Here is a 21,763-nt window from a genome sequence, read left to right on the forward strand (position 1 = left end):
CGTTACCCAGGTCACAGTTTGAAAGCCCGGTGCGCGAGCGCCGGGCTTTCTTCATGTCTTCAACAAAAAGAAGCAGGCTTCTGAATCGATTCCCTTATCGGTCCTGTGAGAGAACGTACACGTCAGCTCTCGGTTACCTGCCGGTCATGCGGTTACTCTCGAAGAATCCCAAAACCCGCACACCGGTTCGCCAACCGGTGTGCGAAGCCATTCGGCCGCAGGCAATGAAGCCCGCACCGGAACAGCGTCGTTCCCGGTGCGGGCTCATTTGTCGTCGGAAGTCAGGAGTAGAGATGACCGCAGTCGCCATCCCCGGACTGGACACCGCGCCGACGACGCACACTGGCGTGCTGTCCTTCGTCCGGGAGGTCGCCGAGCTGACCACCCCGGACCGCGTGGTGTGGGTCGACGGGTCAGACGAAGAAGCCGCCCGGATCAACCAGGAGCTGGTCGAGGCCGGGACGTTCGTGCAGCTCAAGTCGAAGCCCAACTCCTTCTGGGCTACTTCCGACCCCAACGACGTCGCCCGCGTCGAAGACCGGACCTTCATCTGTTCGGAGCGTCCCGAGGACGCCGGTCCCACCAACAACTGGATGGACCCGGCCGAGATGAAGGCCACCATGACCGAGCTCTTCCGGGGCTCGATGCGCGGCCGCACGATGTACGTCATCCCCTTCTGCATGGGTCCCCTCGCCGACGAGAATCCCAAGCTGGGTATCGAAATCACCGATTTCGCCTACGTTGTCGCTTCGATGCGCGTGATGACCCGCGCGGGCAAAGCGGCCCTCGACAAGTTCGTCGCGCCGGATGGCAGCGAGCGTGAATTCGTGCCGGCGCTGCACTCCGTGGGTGCGCCGCTCGAGCCGGGCCAGAAGGACTCTTCCTGGCCCTGCAACACGACGAAGTACATTTCGCACTTCCCCGAAGAGCGTGCGATCTGGAGCTACGGCTCGGGCTACGGCGGCAACTCGCTGCTGGGCAAGAAGTGCTACTCGCTGCGCATCGCCTCGGTGATGGCCCGCGACGAGGGCTGGCTCGCCGAGCACATGCTGATCCTCAAGCTGATCTCGCCCGAGGACAAGGTCCACTACGTCGCGGCCGCGTTCCCGAGCGCCTGCGGCAAGACCAACCTGGCCATGCTGCAGCCGACCATCCCGGGCTGGCGCGCCGAGACCCTCGGCGACGACATCGCGTGGATGCGCTTCGGCGAGGACGGCCGGCTGTACGCGGTCAACCCCGAGTTCGGCTTCTTCGGCGTCGCGCCGGGCACCGACTGGCACACCAACCCGAACGCGATGCGCACGATCGAGAAGGGCAACACGGTCTTCACGAACGTCGCCCTGACCGACGACGGCGACATCTGGTGGGAGGGCATGGAGAACCAGCCTGAGCACGCCACGTCGTGGAAGGGCCAGGACTGGACGCCGGACTCCGACGAGAAGGCCGCGCACCCGAACTCGCGCTACTGCACGCCGATGTCGCAGTGCCCGATCCTCGCGCCGGAGTGGGACGACCCGAAGGGCGTGCCGATCTCGGCGATCCTCTTCGGTGGCCGTCGCAAGACCACGGTGCCGCTGGTGAACGAGGCCCGCGACTGGCAGCACGGCGTGTTCATGGGCGCCACCATGTCGTCGGAGACGACGGCCGCGGCCGCCGGTGCGGTGGGCAACGTTCGCCGCGACCCGATGGCGATGCTGCCGTTCCTCGGCTACCACGCCGGTGACTACTTCAAGCACTGGCTGAACCTGGGCAAGAACGCCGACGCGAACAAGCTGCCGAAGATCTTCTACGTCAACTGGTTCCGCCGCGGCGACGACGGCCGGTTCCTGTGGCCGGGCTTCGGCGAGAACTCGCGGATCCTGAAGTGGGTCATCGAGCGCGTCGAGGGCAAGGGCAACGCCGTCGAGACGCCGGTCGGCTTCGTGCCGCGGGCCGAGGACCTCGACACCGAGGGCCTCACCGAGCCGATCGAGGACATCCAGGCCGCCCTGGACGTCAAGCCCGAGGAGTGGCGCGAAGAGCTGCCGCTGATCGAGGAGTGGTTCCAGAAGATCGGCGAGGTCCCGACCTCGCTGCGTGACGAGCTCGACGCGCTGGCCCAGCGCCTGAGCTGAGCCTCGTGAGGCAGAAGGGGACGTCCCGAGGGACGTCCCCTTCTGCCTGTACTTTCGGGTTCATGAGACCGTTCCGCTTCGGGGTGGCACTGGTGGCGCCCGGCTCACGGGCCGAGTGGGTGGCGAAGTGCCGTCAGGCCGAGGACCTCGGCTACGACGTCGTCGGCGTGGTCGACCACCTCGGGCGGGTCGCGCCGGTGCCCGCGCTGCTGCTCGCCGCCGAGGCCACCGAGCGAGTCAAGCTGAACACCTTCGTGCTCAACGCGAGCTTCCACAACCCGGTGCTGCTGGCCCGCGACCTCGCCGGGCTCGACGAGTTCACCGGCGGCCGGCTCGAGGTCGGGATCGGCGCCGGCTACGTCCGCGCGGAGTTCGAGGCCGCCGGGATCGAGTGGGGCACGCCGGGGCAGCGGTTCGAGCGGGTCGTCCGCGCGGTCACCGAACTCGAGCGCGCGTACGAGTCCCGGCCCCGGCCGCCGCTGCTGCTGGGCGGCCGCGGCGACCGCATGCTGACCTTCGCGGCCGAGCACGCCGAGACGATCGCCTTCACCGGCACCGCGCCCGGCGCGGCCGAGGGGCGGCTGGCCCTGGCCGGCCCCGCCGCGCTCGCCGAGCGCGTCGACTTCGTGAAACGGGCGCTCGGCGGCCGGGACGCCGAGCTCAACCTGCTGATCCACTTCATCCGGATCACCGGCGACCGGCGGGCGGCGCTCGACGCGGCCCACCGGCTCGTGCCGCACCTGAGCGCCGGCGAGCTCGGCGAGCTGCCCACGGTGGTCATCGGTTCGGCGGAAGCGGCGGCCGAGCAGCTGCTGCGCACGCGGGAGACCCTCGGCGTCAGCTACTTCACGGTGATCGAAGAGGACCTGACCAGGCTCGCCCCGGTGATCGAGTGCCTCCGCGGCCGTTGAGTACCTTGGTGCCATGACTGGGGATTTCCGCTTCGGCGTCAACATGGTCGTACCGGACAGCCGTGCCGCGTGGGTCGAGAAGTGCCGCAAGGTCGAGGACCTCGGCTACGACGTGCTGTCCGCGGCCGACCACCTCGGCATGGCCCCGCCGTTCCCCGCGCTCGTGCTCGCCGGCGAGGTCACTTCCCGCGTCAAGCTGAACACCTTCGTGCTCAACGCGCCCTTCTACAACCCGGTGCTGCTCGCCCGGGACGTCACGGGCACCGACCAGTTCACCGAAGGCCGGCTGGAGCTGGGGCTCGGCGCGGGGTACGTCAAGGAGGAGTTCGAGGCGGCCGGGATGCCGTTCCCGTCCGCGCGCGAGCGCGTCGACCACCTCGAGCGGACGATTCTCGAACTGAAGCGGCGGTACGCGGACCCTGAGCACAAGCCGGGGCCGGCGCGTCCCGAAGGACCGCCGCTGCTGCTCGGTGGCCGTGGCGATCGCATCCTGACGCTGGCCGCCGAGCACGCCGACATCATCGGGTTCACCGGCACAGCCAAGACGCCGGACGGCGGCGCTCTCGTCCCGGCCAGCGCGGAGGACATCGAGGAGCGCGTCAAGTTCGTCCGGTCGAAGCTCGGTGACCGCGAGGCCGAGTTCAACCTGCTCTGCCACTTCGTCCACATCACCGACGACCGCGCGGCAGCGCTCGAAGAGCTGGCGAAGCTGACGAAGGGCGTGCTGAGCGTCGACCAGCTCGCCGAGGTGCCGACCGCGCTGGTCGGCTCGCCCGCCGAGGTCGCCGAGCAGCTCCACGCGCACCGCGAGCGGTTCGGCCTGACCTACTACACCGTCCTGGAGCAGAACATGGAGCAGTTCGCCCCGGTGCTCGAAGCGCTCCGATGATCGACGCGAAGGGCATCGGCGTCCGGGCCGGCGAACTGTGGCTGTTCGACGACCTGGACTTCTCCGTCGACCCCGGCGAGTGCGCCGCCATCGTCGGGCCCAACGGCGTCGGCAAGTCGACCTTGATGCGCTGCTTCTACGGCATGCAGAAGCCGCAGCGGGGCCGCGTGCTGGTGGACGGCAAGGTGCCGGACGAGCGGGACGTCGAGTTCCGCCGCAAGGTGTCCGTGCTGTTCGACGACTCCGACTTCTTCGCCGAGCTGACGCCGTTGCAGCACCTCGAGCTCCTGGCCGGCTCGTTCGGCGCCGACCTCGGCGACCACGAGGAGCTGCTGCACGACGCGGGCCTCGGTGAACGCATGCGCGTCACGTCCGGGCACTTCTCCGCGGGCCAGCGTCGCCGGCTGCTCCTGCTCGGCGTCACCGCTCGCCCGCACCGGGTGCTGCTGCTCGACGAGCCGGAGCGCGCGCTCGACACCGCGGGCAAGGAGTGGCTGGTCGAGGTGATCGCCCGGTCGACGGCGGCCGGCGCGGCGGTCGTGGTGGCCACGCACCACCCGCCGCTGCTCGAAGCCGCGGACAGCGTGCTCGAACTGTGGTGACCCTGGCGCCGCGCCGGATGCGGATCCCGGGCCGCAAGCGGTTCGGCGGGATCTTCAGCGGCGATATGGCTTCGTTCGCCTTCCTCTTCGGCTTCGGGTTCCTCTTCACCGCGTTCTTCCACGTCGACGCCTGGCGCCAGGCCGTCTACGGCTCGTCCCACGTGGACTTCCCGGCCGTGCTCGGGCTGCTGATCCTCTGCTGCGCGGTCGGCTGGCGCGGCCTGCTGCGCCGCGGCTTCGTGTGGGTCGAACCGGCGGAGCTGACCTGGCTCGACTTCGCGCCGGTCGATCGCGGTCGCGTCGTCACGCTGCGGCTGCTCGGCGCCTGGACCGGCGTGGTGGCGGTGACCGGCTACCTGGCGGCGCTGATGCTCGCCGTCGGCGGGGCCGGGCTCGACCAGTGGCGCGCGGGCGTCGCCGTCGTCGCCGCGACCGCGGTGGTTGCGTTCGCTTCGGCGAGGCGGACGTCGCTGCGGTTCGACGCGTTCGGCCCGCTGGTGCTGGCGGTACTGGGGCTGGCGGTCACCTCCTTCGGCGTCGGCCCGGTGGCCGTCGAGTTCGGTGCCGCGGGCGTGCTGGTCGCGGCGCTGCCGCTGGCGTTCGGCGGCGAGCCGGTGCCGCGCGCGGGCCGGTCCGTGCTGCTCGCCGGGTGGGACGGCCGGGTGCTGCGCTCGGTCGCCGTCACCTTCCTCGACCCGATGATGCTGCTGCCGCCGTCCGGGCCGACCGGGCGGATCTCCCTGCGCCGCCCGACGCCGCTGCGGCTGGCCTGGGCGGGCACGCTCGGCCGGTCGCGCTACGCGGGGGCGGCGGTGCTGGTCTGCTTCGCGGTGGTCGTCGCGCACCTCGCGCTCCCGACCCTGCCGGGCGCGGTCCTGGCCGGCATCGGCGCGTACGTCGCGCTGACGCCGTTCGGCGCCGGGCTCGGTGAGCTGTGGCGCAACCCGGGCCGCCGCCGCTGGCTGGGGTCGTCGAACCGCGAGCTGGTCCTGGCGCACGGCGTGGTGCTCGCCGTCGCCGGCCTGCTCTGGGCAGGCGTGCTCGCCGTGGTCACCCTCGCGGGTGGGACGTCGCTCGGCCTGGGCGCTTGGCTCGCCGTGCCGCTGGCGGTGCTCTCGATCATCCGGACCGTCACGCGCACCGGGGTTGACTACGCGAATCCGGGTTTCGTGGACACCCCGGCCGGGCCGATGCCCGCCAACCTCGCCCGGCAGCTCTTCCGCGGTCTCGATCTGCTGGTCGTCGGCATCGTCGTGCTGTCCGCGGCCGTTTGACCTACGCTCGTTCCGACGAAGGGAGCAGCGGTGGGCGGCGGACACGCACCGGGCGTCGGGCGGAGGGCGACCAGCGAGTTCCCGCCCGGCTGGAGCAACGAGCACATCATCTCGGTCGTCAAGGACGTCGCGAACGACCCGGGCGAAGCCCGGTGGCGGCAGCCGAACGGCCGCTGGCGCTGCGCGGGTGAGCGGTTCACCGTGCACCTCATCGTGCTGGTCGAGGAGAACGGCCACGTCCACACGGCGTACCCGGTGGCGGGCCCCGGCGTGATCCGCAACGCCGACGCGGCCCGCGACCCGGCGAACCCGACGGTCGCGGACCTGCAGGAGAACCGGATCAGCTTCTTCGCCGACAGCGTGCTGACGAGCCTCGCCGACCGGCTGTCCCCGGAGGAGTACACGCACTACCGGACACTGCTGTGGTCCGGCGAGTGGGAGGAACTGGCCGACGTCCTGGCGGCCCACGCGGTCAAGGTCGGGTTCGCGTTCTCCACGGACGAGTTCTCCGACTTCGAGAAGCTGCTCAACAGCTATGACCTGCCGGTCGCGGCGTGCGCGTTCCTCAACGACCGCGAGCACATCCTGAACCAGCTGCGCCCGATCTAGCTCGCCTGGGAGAGCGGTGGCGACCCCGCCGGCGAGACAGCCGCCCGCAGCTCCTCCAACGGCAGCCCGACGGCGTCCGCGATCGCCGCGACCGTGAAGAACGCCGGCGTCGGAATCCGCCCGGTCTCGATCTTCCGCAGCGTCTCGACCGAGATCCCGGCCTCGCCGGCGACCTCGACCATGCTCCGGCCGGCCCGCGCCGCCCGCAGCGCCTGCCCGAGGCGTTCGCCCCGTTCGCGCTCTTCGTTCGTCAGCGGCACTCGCACCATGAGACCAATACTAATACCACCCGAGTTGTCCACCGCCTGTGGACAACTCTGTGCACAGGTGTGGAAGGGGCCCCGCCGAGCCGAAGCTCGACGGGGCCCCACAACACCTAGTGGCGTCAGGCGCCCGGAGGCACCGGAAGTGCCACACCGGGCAGGTTCTGGTCGTTCGGCACGACGCCGTCGACCAGGTAGGCCTCCACGACCTTGTCCACACCCGCGTTGCCGCCGGCGTAGATCCCGTGGTCACCCTCACCGGTGATCGTCAGCATCCGCGAGTTCGCGAACGCCTTGTGCGCGCGCCGCGCACCCTCGATCGGCGTCGCCGGGTCGTGCTCCGACTCGACGATCAGCACCGGCGGGACACCCTTGCCGTTCAGCACGGGCAGCGGCGCCGGGGTCTTCTTCCAGAACAGGCAGGGCTGGATGAACCAGCCGGCACCCAGGAGCGGCTGCTGCTTGTCGATCAGCTTCTGCGAGTCCTTGATGGCGCTGTTCGTCGTGCCGGTCCACGGACCCTCGTTGCACGGGATGGTCCAGAAGCTGGCGTCGTAGGAGTCGCCGTCGGTCGGCACCATCAGCGGCTGCGCGCCGGAGGTGTCGGTGCTCTTGTCGGCGGCCTTGACCTTCTGCGCGGCCGACGTCTTGGCCTGCGCCGACGCGGTGCCCTGGGTCAGCGTGCGGACGCTGACCAGGTAGTCGGCCAGGCCCGGGAAGGAACGCTTCGAATAGATCGAAGACGCGATGAAGGCGTCCAGGCCGTTGGCCGACACGGACGAGCCGTCGGGCAGGGTGACCGCGCCCTGGGTCAGGACGTAGCGGACCTGCTCGTACGTCTGGCGGGCCGCTTCGCCGGTGGTGCCGAAGTGGTAGAGCTTGTCGTACTTCGCCATCCACGGGAGGAAGTCCTGCCGCCAGCGGCGCTCGAAGCCGAGCGGCTGCCAGTCGAACGACTTCTGCCAGGTCGTCGTGAACTCCGTCGAGGAGTCGAGCACGAACCGGCCGGTGCGGGTGGGGTAGGCCTGCGCGTAGTGCGCGCCCATCCAGGTGCCCGCGGAGTAGCCGACCCAGTTGATCTTGTCGCGGCCGAGCAGCACGCGCAGCAGGTCGATGTCCTTGACCGTCTGGTCGGTGTTGATCAGCGGGCCCAGCTCGCCGGACTTCGCCTGGCAGGACAGCGCCGCGTACTTCGTCGCCTGGACGATCAGGTTCAGGTTCTGGCGGTCGCGGTCACGCGGGTCCAGGTCCGAGCCGGTGCCGATGGCACCGCCGCACGTGATGTTCGTGCTCTTGCCGGTACCGCGCGGGTCCAGCCCGATGATCTCCTGGTGCTCCCGCAGCTTCGGCTGGTTGCGCAGCCGGGCCGGGAAGTTCCGGCCGGGCGCACCCGGGCCGCCGGGGTTGGTGACGACGCTGGCGGTCGCGTCCTTGGTCGCCTTCAGGCGGCTGACCGCGATGGTCAGGTCGATCTGGGCGTTCGCCTGGTACCAGTTGCGCGGCGTCTTGTAGGTCGCGCACTCCATGTCCTCGGCGCCCGCGGGCGGGGCCGTCGGCAGCTCGTCGGGGACGGCGCACTTGTGCCAGTCCAGCTTCTGGTTCGCGTACTGGGCCGGGATGTTCGTGGAGTTCAGCCGCTGCTTGGCGGCCGCGACCTCCTGGCCTGCGAAGGCCGGCGTGAACCCGGCCAGCAGGGTGCCGGCGATGGCCGGGATCACCACCGCGTAGCGGAGTCGTGTCATACGGTTGCCCCTTATCGGGTTTTCGCGTGCGGAGTCCGGCTATTGATATAGGGCGGGTCAGGGCGCGGCAACCGACGTTGGTCGGCAACGCGGTGCGTGGCGATCAAATCGATATCGGACAGACGTGACGTCCCGTCACCCAGGTTCTAAGGTCAGGCGGTCGGTTACGGGAGTGTTAGGTGAGGTCCGATGTCGACTGAGAAGCACGACGGGAAGGTGCGCGGGTTCCAGTTCAGCCCGTGGAACCTGCTCTTGATCGTCCCGCTGCTGGTCCTGGTCACGCCACTGTTCAACATGGACGGTCCACGGCTGTTCGGGATGCCGTTCTTCTACTGGTTCCAGTTCCTCTTCGTCGCGATCGGGGTGCTCAGCACCTGGATCGTCTACATGATGACGCGGGACAAGCCGACGGGTGACGCCCCGGACAAGCTGAGCGTCGAGGACCTGGACGAGGGGGACGCTCGATGAGCAACCTGCAGTGGCCCGAACTGATCATCTTCACGATCTTGTTCGCGCTGGTCACCGTGCTCGGGTTCATGGCGGCGCGCTGGCAGCGCGGTGGCGGGCTGGACCACCTGGACGAATGGGGCCTCGGCGGCCGCAAGTTCGGCTCGTGGATCACGTGGTTCCTGCTCGGTGGCGACCTCTACACGGCGTACACGTTCGTCGCGGTGCCCGCGCTGGTCTTCAGCGCCGGCGCGCTCGGCCTGTACGCGCTGCCGTACACGATCGTCGTCTACCCGATCGTGCTGCTCCCGGCGCTGCGGATGTGGTCGGTCTCGCGGGTCCGCGGTTACGTGACCCCGGCCGACTTCGTGCGCGGGCGCTTCGGCTCCCCGATCCTCGCGCTGCTGGTGGCGATCACCGGCATCGTCGCGACGATGCCGTACATCGCGCTGCAGCTCGTCGGCCTCGAAGCCGTGCTGCGGACGATGGGCATCAACGGCTCCGGCTTCGTCGGGCACCTGCCGCTGCTGATCGCCTTCGTGATCCTGGCCTTCTACACGTACCAGTCCGGCCTGCGGGCGCCCGCGCTGATCGCGTTCGTCAAGGACATCCTGATCTACATCGTCATCCTCGTGGCGATCGTCTACCTGCCCTCGAAGCTGGGCGGCTGGTCGCACATCTTCGACACGGCGGCGGCGAAGCTCGGCACGCCGAACCCGACGACCGGCAAGCCGGCCGGGTCGATCCTGCTGACGGCCAACAACCAGCTGCAGTACGCGACGCTGGCGCTGGGTTCGGCGCTGGCGCTGTTCCTCTACCCGCACTCGCTGACCAGCGTGCTGGCCTCGCGCGGGCGCAGCGTCATCAAGCGGAACATGGTCGCGCTGCCGGCGTACTCGCTGGTGCTGGGCCTGCTGGCGCTGCTGGGGTACGTGGCGATCACGGCGGGCGTCAAGCCGCTGACGAACGCGGCGACCGGCAAGCCGGACACCAACACGATCGTCCCGGTGCTGTTCGACACCCAATTCTCGTCGTGGTTCGCCGGCATCGCGTTCGCCGCGATCGGCATCGGCGCGCTGGTGCCGGCCGCGATCATGTCGATCGCCGCGGCCAACCTGTGGACCCGCAACATCTACAAGGAGTACATCCGGAAGGACGCCACTCCACAGCAGGAAGCGAAGCAGGCGAAGCTCGCTTCGCTGGTCGTGAAGCTCGGCGCGGTCGCGGCGATCATCCTGCTCGACCTGCAGTACGCCATCGACCTGCAGCTCATCGGCGGCGTGCTGATCCTGCAGACGCTGCCGGCCGTGGCGCTCTCGCTCTACACGCGCTGGTTCCACCGCTGGGGCCTGATCGCGGGCTGGGTCGTCGGCATCGGCTGGGGCCTGATCATGCTGTACGGGATTCCCGGGGCCGGCGGCAAGCAGCACTTCGGCGGCTCCGCGCTGCCGCTGGGCAACCTGTCGATCCTCGGCTGGCACCCGTTCTCGGGTTCCCAGGTCCAGATCTACGTCGGCTTCGTCGCCCTGATCGCCAACCTGCTGGTCGCGGTGATCGTCACGGTGATCGCGCGCCGGATGAAGGTCTTCAACGGCACCGACGACACCAACGCCGAGGACTACCACGCCGACGAGAACGACAAGGACCTGCGCCCCATCGGTGCCCACTAAGTCCACTAAGGACGGTGCCGGAGCACCATCGTCCGCGAGACGAGGTAGAGCACCAGCCCGTTGAGCAGGTGCCAGAGGAAGTGCGTGCCGACCGGGACGTAGTCGCACACGTCCCGGTCGAGCGCGCGCAAGCTCAGCGACAGCGCGAAAACCGCACCCGCGACGGCGAAGTGCGTCCAATACGCGTCGCGCTCGAAGGCCAGCAGAGCGGCGAAGATCCCGAGCCCGATCAGCGCGGAGAGGTAGAGACCACCGCCGAGCAACGCGGTGACAACGGTGAGCGCGACGAACGCGGGCGCGGCGAGCCAGGCCAGCCGCCAGCGGTAGAAGACGCGCGCGAACAACACGGCGTAGACCAGCATGAAAACAAGGATGCTCACCGAATCCGCGACGGCGGCCCAGCGCGTCGCGACCAGGTGGAACGCCGTGCTCGCCACGAAAACCAGCCCGATCAGCCCGGCGAGCAGCCGTCCGACGCGGTCGCCCGCGGCCAGCCGCCAGACCAGCACCGCGGCGAGGAGAAAGGCGAGATTGCTGAGGCTGTTGAGCGGTTCACCCCAGAGCCCGGGCCCGACTCGTTCGCAGTACCCGTCGACGTAGTCCGTCACGTGCACAGCCAACCACGGCTAGCGTGAGGACATGAGCGACGCGGTGAGCCGGTTCCCGATCACGGAACTCGAAGACCTGCCCGACGACCTTCGCGAGCGCGTCGGCGTGATCGCGGAGAAGTCCGGGTTCACGCCGAACATCTTCCGCGCGCTCGGCCATCGCCCCGCCGAGCTGCGCGCCTTCCTCGACTACCACGACGCCCTCATGGAACGCTCCGACGGCTTGAGCAAGGCCGAGCGCGAGCTCATCGTCGTCGCGACGTCCGGGGCCAATCACTGCACCTACTGCGTCGTCGCCCACGGGGCCATCCTGCGCATCCGCGCCAAGGACCCCGAGCTGGCCGACCGCGTGTCGAGCAACCCGTGGCAGGTGGAGCTGGACGAGCGCGGCCGCGCGATCGTCGACCTCGCGCTCGCCCTGGCGCAGGACTCCGCGTTGTTCGGCGACGGCGATCTCGCGGCCGCGCGCAACGCCGGCCTCACCGACGACGAGATCTGGGACGTCGGCGCGATCACGGCGTTGTTCGCGATGTCGAACCGCCTCGCGCACCTGACCGCGCTGCGCCCGAACCCGGAGTTCTTCCTGCTCGGCCGGGTGCCCCGCTAGAACTCGAGGCGCCAGGTCTCCTCGGTCAGCTTCGGACCCCAGTCGTCGAAGTCCTTTTCGCCGGCGAGTGCGAACCCGGCCGCGCGGTAGAGCGTGCGGGCGGCGTCGAGGATGGACACCGTCGACAGCTCCATCGTCCGGTAGCCGTGCGCCCGGGCGAACTCGACGCACTCGGTGACCAGCCGCTTGCCCACGCCGTGGCCGCGGGCCGACGGCTCCAGCAGCAACAGCCGCAGCTTCGCGGTGTCCGCGCCCTGCGCGCGGGCGCACGCGATGCTTCCGACGCGCTCGCCGTCGAGCTCGGCGATCCAGAACGCCTGGCCCGAGTCGTCACGAGCGGCGAAATCCGCGACGATGCCGGCGACGAGCCCTTCGAAGCGGACGTCGAAGCCGTACTCGCGGGCGTAGAGGGCGCCGTGCCGCTGCACCACCCATCCGAGGTCGCCCGGTCGTGGTGGGCGGAGCACGAGCGCCGGATCGCGCTTCCGGTCGCCGACGACGTCGCCGATGGTGCGCATGGCGGCCAGCAGCCGCTGCTGGCCTTCCTCGTCGAAGCGGCTCAGCAGCCCGCCGATCCGGTCGGTGGACCGGCGGTTGAGCAGGGCGAACGCGTCACGGCCCGCCTGCGTCGGCCGCACGAGCTGGCGGCGGGCGTCCTCGTCGGACCGTTCGCGGGAGACCAGGCCGCGGGACTCGAGGCGGGCGAGCAGCCTGCTGGCGTACCCGGCGTCGAGGTCGAGGCGTTTCCGCAGGTCGGTGACGGCCAGCGGGTCCTCCTGCGCGAGCTCGAAGAGCACGCGGGCTTCCGGCAGCGAGTACTCGGCGTCCGCCGGCCCTTCGTCGAGCACGCCGATGACGCCGGTGTAGAGCCGGTTGAAGGCGCGGACCGCAGCCACCCGGTCGGTGTTCATTGACCACCTCAACAAGTTGGTTGACGAAGTCAAAGAATACTGCGGAAGCCGGCGAGGGCAAGAAGATTTTCGGACCCCGGACATGGGAAACCCCGCGATGCTGCCAGGTCGGGGGTCCGCCAGCATCACGGGGTCGTAGGGGGTATCGACGCCACTTTGTGTGGCGTTACAGCCTCAGCACTTTGTGGCATAGGTCACTCGAATGGGCGACCGCCACCGGGGCGAGGCGGAGGTCAGCGCATGTAGCCCGAGCGAGCCTGCGCGATCGCGATGAGTTCCTGACGGACCGTCGCGGTGGCGGCGGTGTCGATCGCACGGTTCAGCGACCGGCGAGTGCGAGCCTCGGCGCGACGAGCACGGAGCTTGGCGGCGATGTTGTTCATCGGTGTCTGCATCCCCTTCGGAGGGTCTTGGTGGCTTGTGCTTCTAGTATGCACCTTTTTTCACAAGGATTCCAATGAATGTCCGGTGACTTGGCACACCTGCCGATGAATCATCGGCAAACTTGGGAAAGAGCCGGAGAGATCGAGGGTGGCCGCCGTCACGGCGAAGCAACCCGCTACAGCTCTATAGAAAACTATAGTGATTTTCCAATAGAAACTTAGTGACGCGCATACAGCGCGGGACGACCGGAAAAGCCCAGGTCAGTCGCGTTTGAGCAGGTAGTGCCCGAAGTGCGGCACGGTGAAGGCGATCTGGCCCCGCTCGGCGGAGAACACGAGGCCCTTCTTCATCAGGCTGTCGCGGGCCGGCGACAGCGACGACGGCTTCCGCCCGAGGAACACGGCGACGTCGGCGGTGCCGGCGGGCTCGTCACGTCCCTGGGTCAGCTCGGCCATCGCCTGGAGGTACTCCCGCTCGGCGGGCGTCGCGCGCTCGTAGCGCGAGCCGAAGAACCCGACGGCGAGCTCCGCCTCGGCCTCGGGCGCCGCGACCTGGACGTCCTTGACCGTGATCGGGTCGGACGGCGCCGCGTCCCAGGCCGCCTTGCCGTAGGCCTGGATGAAGTACGGGTAGCCGCCGGAGGCGTCGAAGAGGGCGTCGAGCGCTTCCGGCTCGATGTCGGCGTCCTCACGCTCGATCGGCGCCATCACGGCGAAGTCCGCGTCCTCGCGGTCGAGCCGGTCGATGCGCGCGTAGCGGAAGAGCCGCTCGGAGTACGACTTGGACGCCGAGAGCACGGCGGGCACGTGCGGCAGCCCGGCGCCGACGACGACCAGCGGCGCACCGGACTGCGACAGCTCGTGGCAGGCGGCGCAGAGTGCGGAGACGTCGTCGGGCTGGAGGTCCTGGATCTCGTCGATGAAGACCGCGACGCCGGTGCCGACGTCCGCGGCCAGCTCGGCCACGTCGGTGAAGAGCTCGACGAGGTCGATTTCGATGTCGCCGGAGTCGGCGCGGCCCTGCGCGGCGGGCACGTCGATGCCCGGTTGCCAGCGGTCGCGCAGCTTCGCGTCGGCCTTGTTGGCGCGCAGCGCAAACGCTTTCAGCACGCCGAGCACCTCTTCGACCCGGTCCGGCGCGCGGTGCCGCACGGCGAGGTCCCGGATGGCCCGGTGCAGCGCGGCGGACAGCGGCCGCCGCAGGTCGGCGTCCGGCCGCGCCTCGATCTTCCCGGCGCCCCACTTGTGCCGGACGGCCATCGCGCGCAGCTCGCCGAGGAGCACGGTCTTGCCGACCCCGCGCAGCCCGGTGAGCACCAGACTGCGTTCGGGTCTCCCCCGCGCGACCCGCTCCAGCACCACTTCGAACGCCTTGAGCTCACGCTCGCGCCCGGCCAGCTCGGGCGGCCGTTGGCCGGCGCCCGGTGCGAAGGGGTTGCGGATGGGGTCCACTCTGCCAAGCTATCGACGTATCTAGCGCGGGCCCGATATTCCGCCATAGACAGCTAGGCGTGTCGCCGAGGTTCGACCGGATGGCCGTACATAGAGACGAACAGGTCTGCAGCCCTGCTCGTCCCTACCCCCAGCGCGCACTACGACGTGGCGCTAGTCGCTCAGGTTCCGTTCCGCGTAGATCTTCATCGCGTCGCGGACGAATTCCGCGGCCGGGCCTTCCAACCCGTAGCGCGGGTCGTCGACGTACAGCTGACCCAAGCCCGCGAAGTACCCCGCGGACACCGACGACACCGCCGGCTTGAGCCACGCGTGCAGCCGGCGCGTGATCGCCTGGACGTCGTCGGCGTCCGGAGCCGACCCGGCCTCCCGGGCCGCGCCGAACGCCGCGGCGATGTCCCGCTGCTCCTGCTGGTGGGCCTGCTTCTCCTCGGCCGACAGCGAGCTCCACCACTGGTCGCCCTTCCGGTAGGCCTCGGCGCCCCAGCGCTCGGTCACTTCCTTCTCGTACTTCGTGTGGTCGAAGCCGTCGAGAACTTCCTCTGCCATCAGTCGTTCACCTCCCTTCAGTTTCCGTAGCGTGGTCCGGACCGAGTCGATCTGCCGCCCGATCCGCCGTCGCTCCTGTTCGAGCAGCTCCAGGTGGGTCTCGAGCGCCACGACGCGGTCGCGTTGCCCGTCCAGGACCTCCGCGATGGCCGGGAGCCCGAGGCCGAGCTCGCGCAGCAACAGGATCCGCTGCAGCCGGACGAGCGCCTGCTCGTCGTAGTAGCGGTAGCCGTTGCTGCCGATCCGGCAGGGCTCGAGCAGGCCGACCGCGCCGTAGTGGCGCAGCGTCCGGCTCGTGGTCCCGGCCGAGCGGGCGATGTCCTGGATCGACCACTCCATGCCTTCGACGATAGAAGTTGACGCCGCGTCAAGGTCAACCGCTAAGTCTTTCTAGTTCTCTCTAGGGTTGGTGCGATATTCGCGCAGAAACACCGATGAGGGTTCGAGCGTGGGCGGAGCGGGCATCCAAGCGATAGGTTCGACCAGGCAGCGGCCCGTACGAGGAAGGCAACGACCGTGATACTCCGTCGAGTGGCACGTCCCCTGCTCGCCACGATCTTCGTGACCGGCGGGATCAATGCCCTGAGGAACGCCCAGGGGCACGCGAAAGCGGCGGAACCGTTTCTCAACAGCGCGTTCGAGAAGGTCGGCGACGTCGTCCCGGAGCAGGTTCCGCGCGACCCGGTGACGCTCGTCCGCATCGACGCCGCCGTGAAGATCGGTGCCGGCCTCGCGCTCGCATCCGGCAAGGCGCCGCGGCTCGCGGCCGGGCTGCTGCTCGGCAGCCTGGTGCCGACGACGCTGGCGGCGCACAGCTTCTGGACCATCAAGGACCCGGGCGAGCGCCAGAAGCAGCAGATCCAGTTCTTCAAGAACGCGAGCGTGGCCGGTGGCCTGCTGCTCGCGGTCAGCGACACGCACGGGAAGCCGTCGGCCGCCTGGCGCGCGCGGCACGCCGCGAAGGACGTCGGCACCAGCGCCGGGAAGCTGACCCGCAAGGGGCAGAAGCGGGCCAAGAAGCTCGCGAAGCGGGCCAACAAGGCCCTCCCCACCAGTTGATGCGCACGAAAAGGGCCGCCCCTCGCGAGGGGCGGCCCTTTCGCGTGAGCGCTACTTCTCCAGGATCGCGGTGACGCCCTGGCCGCCGGCCGCGCAGATCGAGATCAGGCCGCGGCCCGACCCCTTCTCGTGCAGCAGCTTCGCCAGCGTCGCGACGATCCGGCCGCCGGTCGCCGCGAACGGGTGCCCGGCCGCCAGCGACGAGCCGTTGACGTTGAGCTTCGTCCGGTCGATCGAGCCGAGCGGCGTGTCCAGCTCCAGCTTCTCCTTGGCGAACGCGGGGTCCTCCCACGCCTTGAGCGTGGCCAGGACCTGCGACGCGAACGCCTCGTGGATCTCGTAGAAGTCGAAGTCCTGCAGCGAAAGCCCGGCCCGCGCGAGCATCCGCGGCACGGCGTACGCGGGCGCCATGAGCAGGCCCTCTTCGCCATGGACGTAGTCGACGGCGGCGGTCTGCGAGAACGTCAGGTACGCCAGCACTGGCAGCTTGTGCGCCTTGGCCCACTCGTCGGTGGCCAGCAGGACGGTCGACGCGCCGTCGGTCAGCGGCGTCGAGTTGCCCGCGGTCATCGTGCCGTCCGGCCCGCCGAAGGCCGGCTTGAGCTTGGCGAGCTTCTCCGCGGTCGAGTCGGCGCGCAGGTTCTGGTCGCGCGCGAGCTTGAGGAACGGCGTCACGAGGTCGTCGAAGAATCCGCGGTCGTACGCGGCGGCGAGGTGCTGGTGGCTGGCCGCGGCCAGCTCGTCCTGCGCCTCGCGGGTGATCTCCCAGATCTTCGCCGTGAGCGCCGCGTGCTCGCCCATCGACAGTCCGGTGCGCGGCTCCTCGTTGCGCGGGATCGCCGGGACGATGTGCCCGGGCCGGATCTTCGCGACGAGCTTGAGGCGGTCGCCGAGCGTCTTGGCGGAGTTGAGCTGGATGAGGATCTGCCGCAGGTCCTCGTTGACGGCCAGCGGCGCGTCGCTCGTGGTGTCGACGCCGCCCGCGATGGCCGAGTCGATCTGGCCGAGCGCGATCTTGTTGGCGACGTTGACGATGGCCTGGAGGCCGGTGCCGCACGCCATCTGCACGTCGGACGCGGGCGTCGCGGGCGAGAGCTTGCTGCCGAGCACGCTCTCGCGGGCCAGGTTGAAGTCCTTCGAGTGCTTCAGCACGGCGCCGGCGGCGACCTCGCCGATGACCTCGCCCTGCAGCGAGAAGCGGCTGACCAGGCCGTCGAGGGCGGCGGTGAACATGTCCTGGTTCGACGCCTTCGCGTACGGGCCGTTGGACCGCGCGAAGGGGATCCGGTTGCCACCGATGATCGCGACCTTGCGCACGGCGGGGGCTTTCTTCGGCGGCATGAACTCCACCTCTCTGGTCGGCTCTCTCACACTGTAACCTACTCAGGAGTAGGTTAGACTGCGACGTGACGCAGACTGCACGGGAGGCATTCGATGGCTGACAGGTACCAGCAGTTCACGAAAACCCCGTTGGGGAAGTTCGTGGTGCCGAAGCTCGGCCTGCCCAGCCCCGCCACGCTGCGCCGGTACCAGCCCGGGCAACCCGCCCTCGAGGGTCCCGCACTTCTCGGCGCCGCGCCTGGTGGCCGCCTCGAGAAGACCCTTAAGGATCAACTTGCCGACGCGGGCCTCGACGTCGTCGCCACGGCGGCCGACCGGCACGCGGCGCTGGTTTTCGACGCCACCGGCGTCACCGACCCTTCGCGCCTTCGCGAGGTCTACCACTTCTTCCACCCGGTGATCCGCAGCGTCGGGCCGTCCGGCCGGGTCGTCATCCTGGGCACGCCGCCGGAGCAGGTCGAGGGCCGCGAGCGGATCGCTCAGCGCGCTCTCGAAGGCTTCGTGCGCTCCGTGGGTAAGGAGCTGAAGCGCGGCGCGACGGCTCAGCTCGTGTACGTCGCCGAAGGCGCTGAAGAAGCGATGGAGTCGACGCTGCGCTTCCTGCTCTCCGCGAAGTCCGCGTTCGTCGACGCGCAGGTCATCCGGGTCGGCGCCGAAGGCAAGACGGCTGTCGCGCCCACGAACTGGGAGAAGCCCCTCGACGGGAAGGTCGCGCTGGTCACCGGCGCGTCCCGCGGCATCGGCGCGGCGATCGCCGAGGTGCTGGCCCGCGACGGCGCGCACGTCGTCGCGCTCGACATCCCCGCTCAGGGCGGTGACCTGTCGAAGGTGGCGAACAAGATCGGCGGGTCGTCGCTGCAGCTCGACATCACTTCGCCGAGCGCGCCCGCGAAGCTCGCGGAGTACCTGAAGGAGCGTCACGGCGGCGTAGACGTCGTCGTGCACAACGCGGGCATCACGCGCGACAAGACGCTGGGCAACATGAGCGAGAGCGCGTGGGACTCGGTGATCGCGGTGAACCTCGCGGCCCAGCTCGCGGTGAACGACAAGCTGCTCGGCGACCGCGTGCTGAACGAGAACGGCCGGATCATCGGCGTCTCGTCGATCGCGGGCATCGCCGGCAACGTCGGCCAGACGAACTACGCGACGTCGAAGGCGGGCGTGATCGGCATGGTGAACGTCGGCGCCCCGCAGCTCGCGGCGTACGGCGGCACGATCAACGCCGTCGCGCCCGGGTTCATCGAGACGAAGATGACGGCGGCGGTCCCGCTGTTCATCCGCGAGGCCGGCCGCCGGCTGTCCAGCCTCGGCCAGGGCGGCCTGCCGGTCGACGTCGCCGAGACGATCGCCTGGTACGCGAACCCGGCGTCGGCCGCGGTGAACGGCAACGTGGTCCGCGTCTGCGGCCAGGCCCTGCTGGGGGCGTGAGGTGGCGATCCGCGAACTCGACAGCACGCCGAGCCTGGCGACGCTGTACCCGAAGGCGCTGCTCGGCGGCGTCCTGCGCGAGGCGTCGGGGTCCTCGTTGCCGGACACGGAGCTGGTGCGCACGGGTGTCGTCGTCGACCCGGCGCACCTGGCGGCGTACAACACGGTGTGCGGCTTCCGGCTGAGCGACGAGCTGCCGGCGACGTACCCGCACATGCTGGCGTTCCCGCTGCAGATGGCGCTGATGACCGAGCCGGGCTTCCCGTTCCCGCTGCTCGGCATGGTGCACGTGGCGAACCGGATCACCCAACACCGCGCGCTGCGCCTGGGCGAGCCGCTGACGATCCGGGTGCGCGCGGAGAACCTGCGCCCGCACGAGAAGGGCCGTCAGTTCGACGTGGTCAGCGAAGCCTGGGCCGGCGACGACCTGGTGTGGGTCGACGTGAGCACGTACCTGCGTCGCGGCGGCTCTTCAGGCTCTTCCGTCCGCCGCGAGCAGCTGGCGCCCCCGACCCCGGACGCGATCTGGCGAGTCCCGGCCGACATCGGCCGGCGGTATGCGGAGGTCTCGGGCGACCGCAACCCGATCCACCTGCACCCGCTGACGGCGAAGCTGTTCGGCTTCCCTCGCGCGATCGCCCACGGGATGTGGACGAAGGCCCACGCCCTGGCCGCGTTCGAAGGCCGGCTGCCGGAGGCGTTCACGGTGGACGTCCGCTTCAAGCAGCCGGTACTGCTGCCGGCCAGGGCGGGCTTCACGTCGTGGCCGGATGGCGACGGCTGGGCGTTCGAGCTGTGGAGTGCGTCGAAGCCTCACCTGGACGGCACGATCACCTCACTCTGAGGGCTTCCAGACCTCGCCCTCGATGAGGTCGTTGAAGCCGAGCCAGACGAGGTTCATCAGCCACGACGCGAGGACGCCGTCGGAGATGTCGGGGTGGTCGAGGGCCCAGTCGGCCAGCGACTCGGCCGCCCCGACCAGCGCCGCGGACAGCCCTTCGCCGGAGAACTCGGCCTGCTCGCCGACGCCCTTGCGGGTACCCGCGGACACCACGAGCGCGGCGACCAGCTGGATCGCGCGCGCCCGCATGTCGGTGATCTCCGCGGCGAACGCGCCGCCGACGGTCAGCGCCTGGCGGTGCAGGACCGTCCACGACTCGCGGTACTCGGCGACGAACCGGTAGAACGATCGCAGGCCGTGCCAGAGCTGCATGTCCGGCGGCAAGTCGGGCTTCACGCCGGCCTGGATGGCTTCGAGCAGCCGCGTCGCTTCGCGGCGGATGCACGCACCGAACAGGTCCTCCTTGGACCCGAGGTAGGTGTAGATCATCGGCTTCGAGACCCCGGCGACGTCGGAGATCTCGTCCATCGAGGCCGCGTGGTAGCCGTGGCGCGAGAACACCTGGACGGCGGCGTCCAGGATCTGCCGCTCGCGCACCGCGCGCGGCAGTCGCCGAGCCCGTTCGGGCGGACGCTGATCATCCTCTGACACGCTGGACCTCCCTGTTGCTGCCCGGAGACGGTACCGGGCGTTGCCCCGGGAGGGTGATTTCGGCACGCTTGCCCGCCTACCTACTGGCGGGTAGCCTACGTGTGAGTAACTTGAGAGGGAGTGACCATGGCCGACAACGCCGGGATGACCAGCGCAGATCAGGTCGCGGAGCTCCGTGGAGCGGCGCTGCTGAACGCCCTGGAGCGGCTCGACCCGCTCGGCCCGGAGGCGCACGCCCTCGACGTCAACACCCTCGCCGACGCGGTCAACCCCCGCGACCTCGGCAAGGACGACTTCCGAAGATTGCTGGCAGCGCTGCTTCGCCTGGCGGAGCGCGCCCCCGCGTTCGACCTGAGCAAGGTCGAACCGGCGCGCTTCGCGTCCCTGGTGTCGTCCGCGTCCCGCGCGCAGCTCGAGAGCGTCGTCGCGGAGCGGCCCCTGCGCGAGCGAGTACTGGACGAGATCTTCGCCCGCATGGGCGCGCACATCCGCCCCGACCGAGCCCGCGACCTGCACGCGGTGGTCCACTGGCGGATGTCGGGAGGCATCGGCGAAGGCGGCTACGACCGCTACGAGACGGTGATTTCGCACGGCTCGTGCACGGTGAGCCGCGAGATGCACTCCTCGCCGCGGGTCACTATCACGATCGCCCCGGCCGACTTCTTCAGGCTCATTACCCACCAGGCGACGCCGGCAGTGTTGTTCGTCACGGGAAGAATCAAGGTCAAGGGCGATTTGGCCTTCGCGGCGGGCCTGATCGGATTCTTCGACCTCCCGCACCCCGTATAGTCCGTCCCCGTGCCCCGAAAAGCGAAGTGGCGCCTTTCCCGGCCCCGCGGTGTTCGCGCCGGTCACGCGGTCAACGCGTTCGCGGACAAGCTGGTCATCGCCAACCTGACCCCCGGCCAGTTCATCCAGGTCCTGGAAACCCTCCACATGCTGGGCGAGTCAGGCGCAGGCATCGAGCTGAGCTCCCTGTCGACGGACGTCCTGGTGGACGTGGTTCGCCGAGCCTCCCGCGACCAACTGAAGGCGATCGCAGACCACGACGAGCTGCGCGCGGTGTTCCTCGACGAGATATTCCGCCGAATGTCCGAGCATTTCCTCCCCGAGCGCGCACGTCACGTGGATTTCGTGGTTTCGTGGCGCTTTTCCGACGGCGTCGGCGAGGATGGGTACGACCGTTTCCAGACAGTGATCGAGGACGGAGTGTGCGTTTCTTCGACGGACCTGTCCAGGACACCGGACACAACGATCACCCTGTCGGTGGACGACTTCATCCGGATGGCCACGGGCAACGCAGCGGTGGCGGCGATGTTCGTGACAGGCCGGGTGAAGGTGAAGGGCGAGTACGCCCCGGCGGTCCGGTTCTCCAGCTACTTCGACATCCCTAAGCCAAGCGTGGACTAGCT

The 21,763-nt window shown here is 69.5% G+C and carries 23 protein-coding genes; 14 read left to right on the plus strand and 9 right to left on the minus strand.

All coding sequences use genetic code 11. From position 1 onward, the window contains the following. Positions 1-293 precede the first annotated feature (293 nt). From AB0C38_RS02745 to AB0C38_RS02770, 6 genes are all read left to right on the plus strand, one after another. A complete protein-coding gene (locus AB0C38_RS02745; RefSeq protein WP_360665408.1) occupies positions 294-2,114 on the plus strand; it encodes a phosphoenolpyruvate carboxykinase (GTP) in 1,821 nt (606 codons plus the stop codon). A gap of 62 nt (positions 2,115-2,176) precedes the next feature. Beyond that, the gene (locus tag AB0C38_RS02750; RefSeq protein WP_360665411.1) at positions 2,177-3,025 is read left to right on the plus strand and encodes a TIGR03621 family F420-dependent LLM class oxidoreductase; all 849 of its coding nucleotides are present in this window, start codon (positions 2,177-2,179) and stop codon (positions 3,023-3,025) included. A gap of 13 nt (positions 3,026-3,038) precedes the next feature. Continuing rightward, complete coding sequence (locus AB0C38_RS02755) at positions 3,039-3,914, plus strand: LLM class F420-dependent oxidoreductase (protein WP_360665413.1); 876 nt, start codon at positions 3,039-3,041, stop codon at positions 3,912-3,914. Continuing rightward, complete coding sequence (locus AB0C38_RS02760) at positions 3,911-4,516, plus strand: ABC transporter ATP-binding protein (protein WP_360665415.1); 606 nt, start codon at positions 3,911-3,913, stop codon at positions 4,514-4,516. Before AB0C38_RS02755 ends, AB0C38_RS02760 begins: the two co-directional genes overlap by 4 nt. Next, entirely contained in the window at positions 4,510-5,790 is a 1,281-nt protein-coding gene (locus AB0C38_RS02765) for a DUF6297 family protein (RefSeq protein WP_360665418.1), read from the plus strand. The genes AB0C38_RS02760 and AB0C38_RS02765 overlap by 7 nt, the downstream gene beginning before the upstream one ends. 30 nt (positions 5,791-5,820) lie before the next feature. Continuing rightward, positions 5,821-6,399 (plus strand): hypothetical protein, encoded by a 579-nt coding sequence (locus tag AB0C38_RS02770; protein ID WP_360665421.1) that lies wholly within the window; start codon positions 5,821-5,823, stop codon positions 6,397-6,399. On the opposite strand, the gene AB0C38_RS02775 is transcribed toward AB0C38_RS02770, so the two are convergent. After that, a complete protein-coding gene (locus tag AB0C38_RS02775) occupies positions 6,396-6,668 on the minus strand; it encodes a helix-turn-helix transcriptional regulator (protein ID WP_360665424.1) in 273 nt (90 codons plus the stop codon). The two genes, AB0C38_RS02770 and AB0C38_RS02775, sit on opposite strands and share 4 nt — an antisense overlap. A gap of 116 nt (positions 6,669-6,784) precedes the next feature. Beyond that, positions 6,785-8,404, minus strand: coding sequence for an alpha/beta hydrolase (locus AB0C38_RS02780; RefSeq protein WP_360665427.1), 1,620 nt, complete (start codon positions 8,402-8,404; stop codon positions 6,785-6,787). Between the two features lie 189 nt (positions 8,405-8,593). On the opposite strand from AB0C38_RS02780, the gene AB0C38_RS02785 reads away from it, so the two are divergent. Both AB0C38_RS02785 and mctP read left to right on the plus strand, forming a co-directional pair. Next, positions 8,594-8,872 (plus strand): DUF3311 domain-containing protein, encoded by a 279-nt coding sequence (locus tag AB0C38_RS02785; protein WP_360665430.1) that lies wholly within the window; start codon positions 8,594-8,596, stop codon positions 8,870-8,872. Further along, positions 8,869-10,521 carry a monocarboxylate uptake permease MctP gene (gene mctP, locus AB0C38_RS02790; RefSeq protein WP_360665433.1) on the plus strand — a complete coding sequence of 551 codons (1,653 nt, stop codon included), beginning with the start codon at positions 8,869-8,871 and terminating at the stop codon, positions 10,519-10,521. The genes AB0C38_RS02785 and mctP overlap by 4 nt, the downstream gene beginning before the upstream one ends. A gap of 5 nt (positions 10,522-10,526) precedes the next feature. Here mctP and AB0C38_RS02795 read toward each other — a convergent pair whose 3' ends face one another. Beyond that, entirely contained in the window at positions 10,527-11,129 is a 603-nt protein-coding gene (locus tag AB0C38_RS02795; RefSeq protein WP_360665436.1) for a hypothetical protein, read from the minus strand. A gap of 31 nt (positions 11,130-11,160) precedes the next feature. On the opposite strand from AB0C38_RS02795, the gene AB0C38_RS02800 reads away from it, so the two are divergent. Then, positions 11,161-11,736, plus strand: coding sequence for a peroxidase-related enzyme (locus tag AB0C38_RS02800; RefSeq protein ID WP_360665439.1), 576 nt, complete (start codon positions 11,161-11,163; stop codon positions 11,734-11,736). On the opposite strand, the gene AB0C38_RS02805 is transcribed toward AB0C38_RS02800, so the two are convergent. The 4 genes from AB0C38_RS02805 to AB0C38_RS02820 all read right to left on the minus strand — a co-directional run bounded on the left by AB0C38_RS02805 (position 11,733) and on the right by AB0C38_RS02820 (position 15,370). Then, positions 11,733-12,647, minus strand: coding sequence for a bifunctional helix-turn-helix transcriptional regulator/GNAT family N-acetyltransferase (locus AB0C38_RS02805; RefSeq protein ID WP_360665441.1), 915 nt, complete (start codon positions 12,645-12,647; stop codon positions 11,733-11,735). The genes AB0C38_RS02800 and AB0C38_RS02805 overlap by 4 nt on opposite strands. A gap of 233 nt (positions 12,648-12,880) precedes the next feature. Beyond that, a complete protein-coding gene (locus tag AB0C38_RS02810; protein ID WP_196425803.1) occupies positions 12,881-13,030 on the minus strand; it encodes a hypothetical protein in 150 nt (49 codons plus the stop codon). 261 nt (positions 13,031-13,291) lie between these two features. After that, on the minus strand, positions 13,292-14,482 hold the full coding sequence (locus AB0C38_RS02815) for an ATP-binding protein (RefSeq protein ID WP_360665444.1): 1,191 nt from the start codon (positions 14,480-14,482) through the stop codon (positions 13,292-13,294). 153 nt (positions 14,483-14,635) lie between these two features. Next, positions 14,636-15,370: a MerR family transcriptional regulator gene (locus AB0C38_RS02820; RefSeq protein ID WP_360665447.1), complete on the minus strand. Its 735-nt coding sequence runs from the start codon at positions 15,368-15,370 to the stop codon at positions 14,636-14,638. A 177-nt stretch (positions 15,371-15,547) separates the two neighbouring features. On the opposite strand from AB0C38_RS02820, the gene AB0C38_RS02825 reads away from it, so the two are divergent. Further along, complete coding sequence (locus AB0C38_RS02825) at positions 15,548-16,090, plus strand: DoxX family protein (RefSeq protein WP_360665450.1); 543 nt, start codon at positions 15,548-15,550, stop codon at positions 16,088-16,090. 51 nt (positions 16,091-16,141) lie between these two features. Here AB0C38_RS02825 and AB0C38_RS02830 read toward each other — a convergent pair whose 3' ends face one another. Continuing rightward, a complete protein-coding gene (locus AB0C38_RS02830; protein ID WP_360665453.1) occupies positions 16,142-17,431 on the minus strand; it encodes an acetyl-CoA C-acetyltransferase in 1,290 nt (429 codons plus the stop codon). A 93-nt stretch (positions 17,432-17,524) separates the two neighbouring features. Here AB0C38_RS02830 and AB0C38_RS02835 point away from each other — a divergent pair, with 93 nt between their 5' ends. Together AB0C38_RS02835 and AB0C38_RS02840 are read left to right on the plus strand one after the other, a co-directional pair. After that, positions 17,525-18,859 carry a 3-oxoacyl-ACP reductase gene (locus tag AB0C38_RS02835; RefSeq protein WP_360665456.1) on the plus strand — a complete coding sequence of 445 codons (1,335 nt, stop codon included), beginning with the start codon at positions 17,525-17,527 and terminating at the stop codon, positions 18,857-18,859. 1 nt (position 18,860) lies between these two features. Continuing rightward, positions 18,861-19,703, plus strand: a complete 843-nt coding sequence (locus AB0C38_RS02840; RefSeq protein WP_360665459.1) for a MaoC/PaaZ C-terminal domain-containing protein — start codon at positions 18,861-18,863, stop codon at positions 19,701-19,703. Here the strand turns inward: AB0C38_RS02840 and AB0C38_RS02845 are convergent. Continuing rightward, complete coding sequence (locus tag AB0C38_RS02845) at positions 19,695-20,351, minus strand: TetR/AcrR family transcriptional regulator (RefSeq protein ID WP_285477575.1); 657 nt, start codon at positions 20,349-20,351, stop codon at positions 19,695-19,697. The genes AB0C38_RS02840 and AB0C38_RS02845 overlap by 9 nt on opposite strands. Positions 20,352-20,477: 126 nt before the next feature. On the opposite strand from AB0C38_RS02845, the gene AB0C38_RS02850 reads away from it, so the two are divergent. Both AB0C38_RS02850 and AB0C38_RS02855 read left to right on the plus strand, forming a co-directional pair. Beyond that, positions 20,478-21,140, plus strand: a complete 663-nt coding sequence (locus AB0C38_RS02850; protein ID WP_360665463.1) for an SCP2 sterol-binding domain-containing protein — start codon at positions 20,478-20,480, stop codon at positions 21,138-21,140. A 9-nt stretch (positions 21,141-21,149) separates the two neighbouring features. Then, complete coding sequence (locus tag AB0C38_RS02855) at positions 21,150-21,761, plus strand: alkyl sulfatase C-terminal domain-containing protein (protein ID WP_360665466.1); 612 nt, start codon at positions 21,150-21,152, stop codon at positions 21,759-21,761. Positions 21,762-21,763: the final 2 nt, after the last annotated feature.

The sequence above is a fragment of the Amycolatopsis sp. NPDC048633 genome, assembly GCF_040650695.1.
In the GTDB taxonomy this organism is placed as follows: domain Bacteria; phylum Actinomycetota; class Actinomycetes; order Mycobacteriales; family Pseudonocardiaceae; genus Amycolatopsis.

Coding starts and splice junctions, on each gene's coding strand:
- AB0C38_RS02745 (WP_360665408.1), top strand. CDS start 294: ATGACCGCAGTCGCCATCCCCGGACTGGACACCGCGCCGACGACGCAC.
- AB0C38_RS02750 (WP_360665411.1), top strand. CDS start 2,177: ATGAGACCGTTCCGCTTCGGGGTGGCACTGGTGGCGCCCGGCTCACGG.
- AB0C38_RS02755 (WP_360665413.1), top strand. CDS start 3,039: ATGACTGGGGATTTCCGCTTCGGCGTCAACATGGTCGTACCGGACAGC.
- AB0C38_RS02760 (WP_360665415.1), top strand. CDS start 3,911: ATGATCGACGCGAAGGGCATCGGCGTCCGGGCCGGCGAACTGTGGCTG.
- AB0C38_RS02775 (WP_360665424.1), bottom strand. CDS start 6,668: ATGGTGCGAGTGCCGCTGACGAACGAAGAGCGCGAACGGGGCGAACGC.
- AB0C38_RS02780 (WP_360665427.1), bottom strand. CDS start 8,404: ATGACACGACTCCGCTACGCGGTGGTGATCCCGGCCATCGCCGGCACC.
- AB0C38_RS02785 (WP_360665430.1), top strand. CDS start 8,594: ATGTCGACTGAGAAGCACGACGGGAAGGTGCGCGGGTTCCAGTTCAGC.
- mctP (WP_360665433.1), top strand. CDS start 8,869: ATGAGCAACCTGCAGTGGCCCGAACTGATCATCTTCACGATCTTGTTC.
- AB0C38_RS02800 (WP_360665439.1), top strand. CDS start 11,161: ATGAGCGACGCGGTGAGCCGGTTCCCGATCACGGAACTCGAAGACCTG.
- AB0C38_RS02805 (WP_360665441.1), bottom strand. CDS start 12,647: ATGAACACCGACCGGGTGGCTGCGGTCCGCGCCTTCAACCGGCTCTAC.
- AB0C38_RS02810 (WP_196425803.1), bottom strand. CDS start 13,030: ATGAACAACATCGCCGCCAAGCTCCGTGCTCGTCGCGCCGAGGCTCGC.
- AB0C38_RS02820 (WP_360665447.1), bottom strand. CDS start 15,370: ATGGAGTGGTCGATCCAGGACATCGCCCGCTCGGCCGGGACCACGAGC.
- AB0C38_RS02830 (WP_360665453.1), bottom strand. CDS start 17,431: ATGCCGCCGAAGAAAGCCCCCGCCGTGCGCAAGGTCGCGATCATCGGT.
- AB0C38_RS02835 (WP_360665456.1), top strand. CDS start 17,525: ATGGCTGACAGGTACCAGCAGTTCACGAAAACCCCGTTGGGGAAGTTC.
- AB0C38_RS02850 (WP_360665463.1), top strand. CDS start 20,478: ATGGCCGACAACGCCGGGATGACCAGCGCAGATCAGGTCGCGGAGCTC.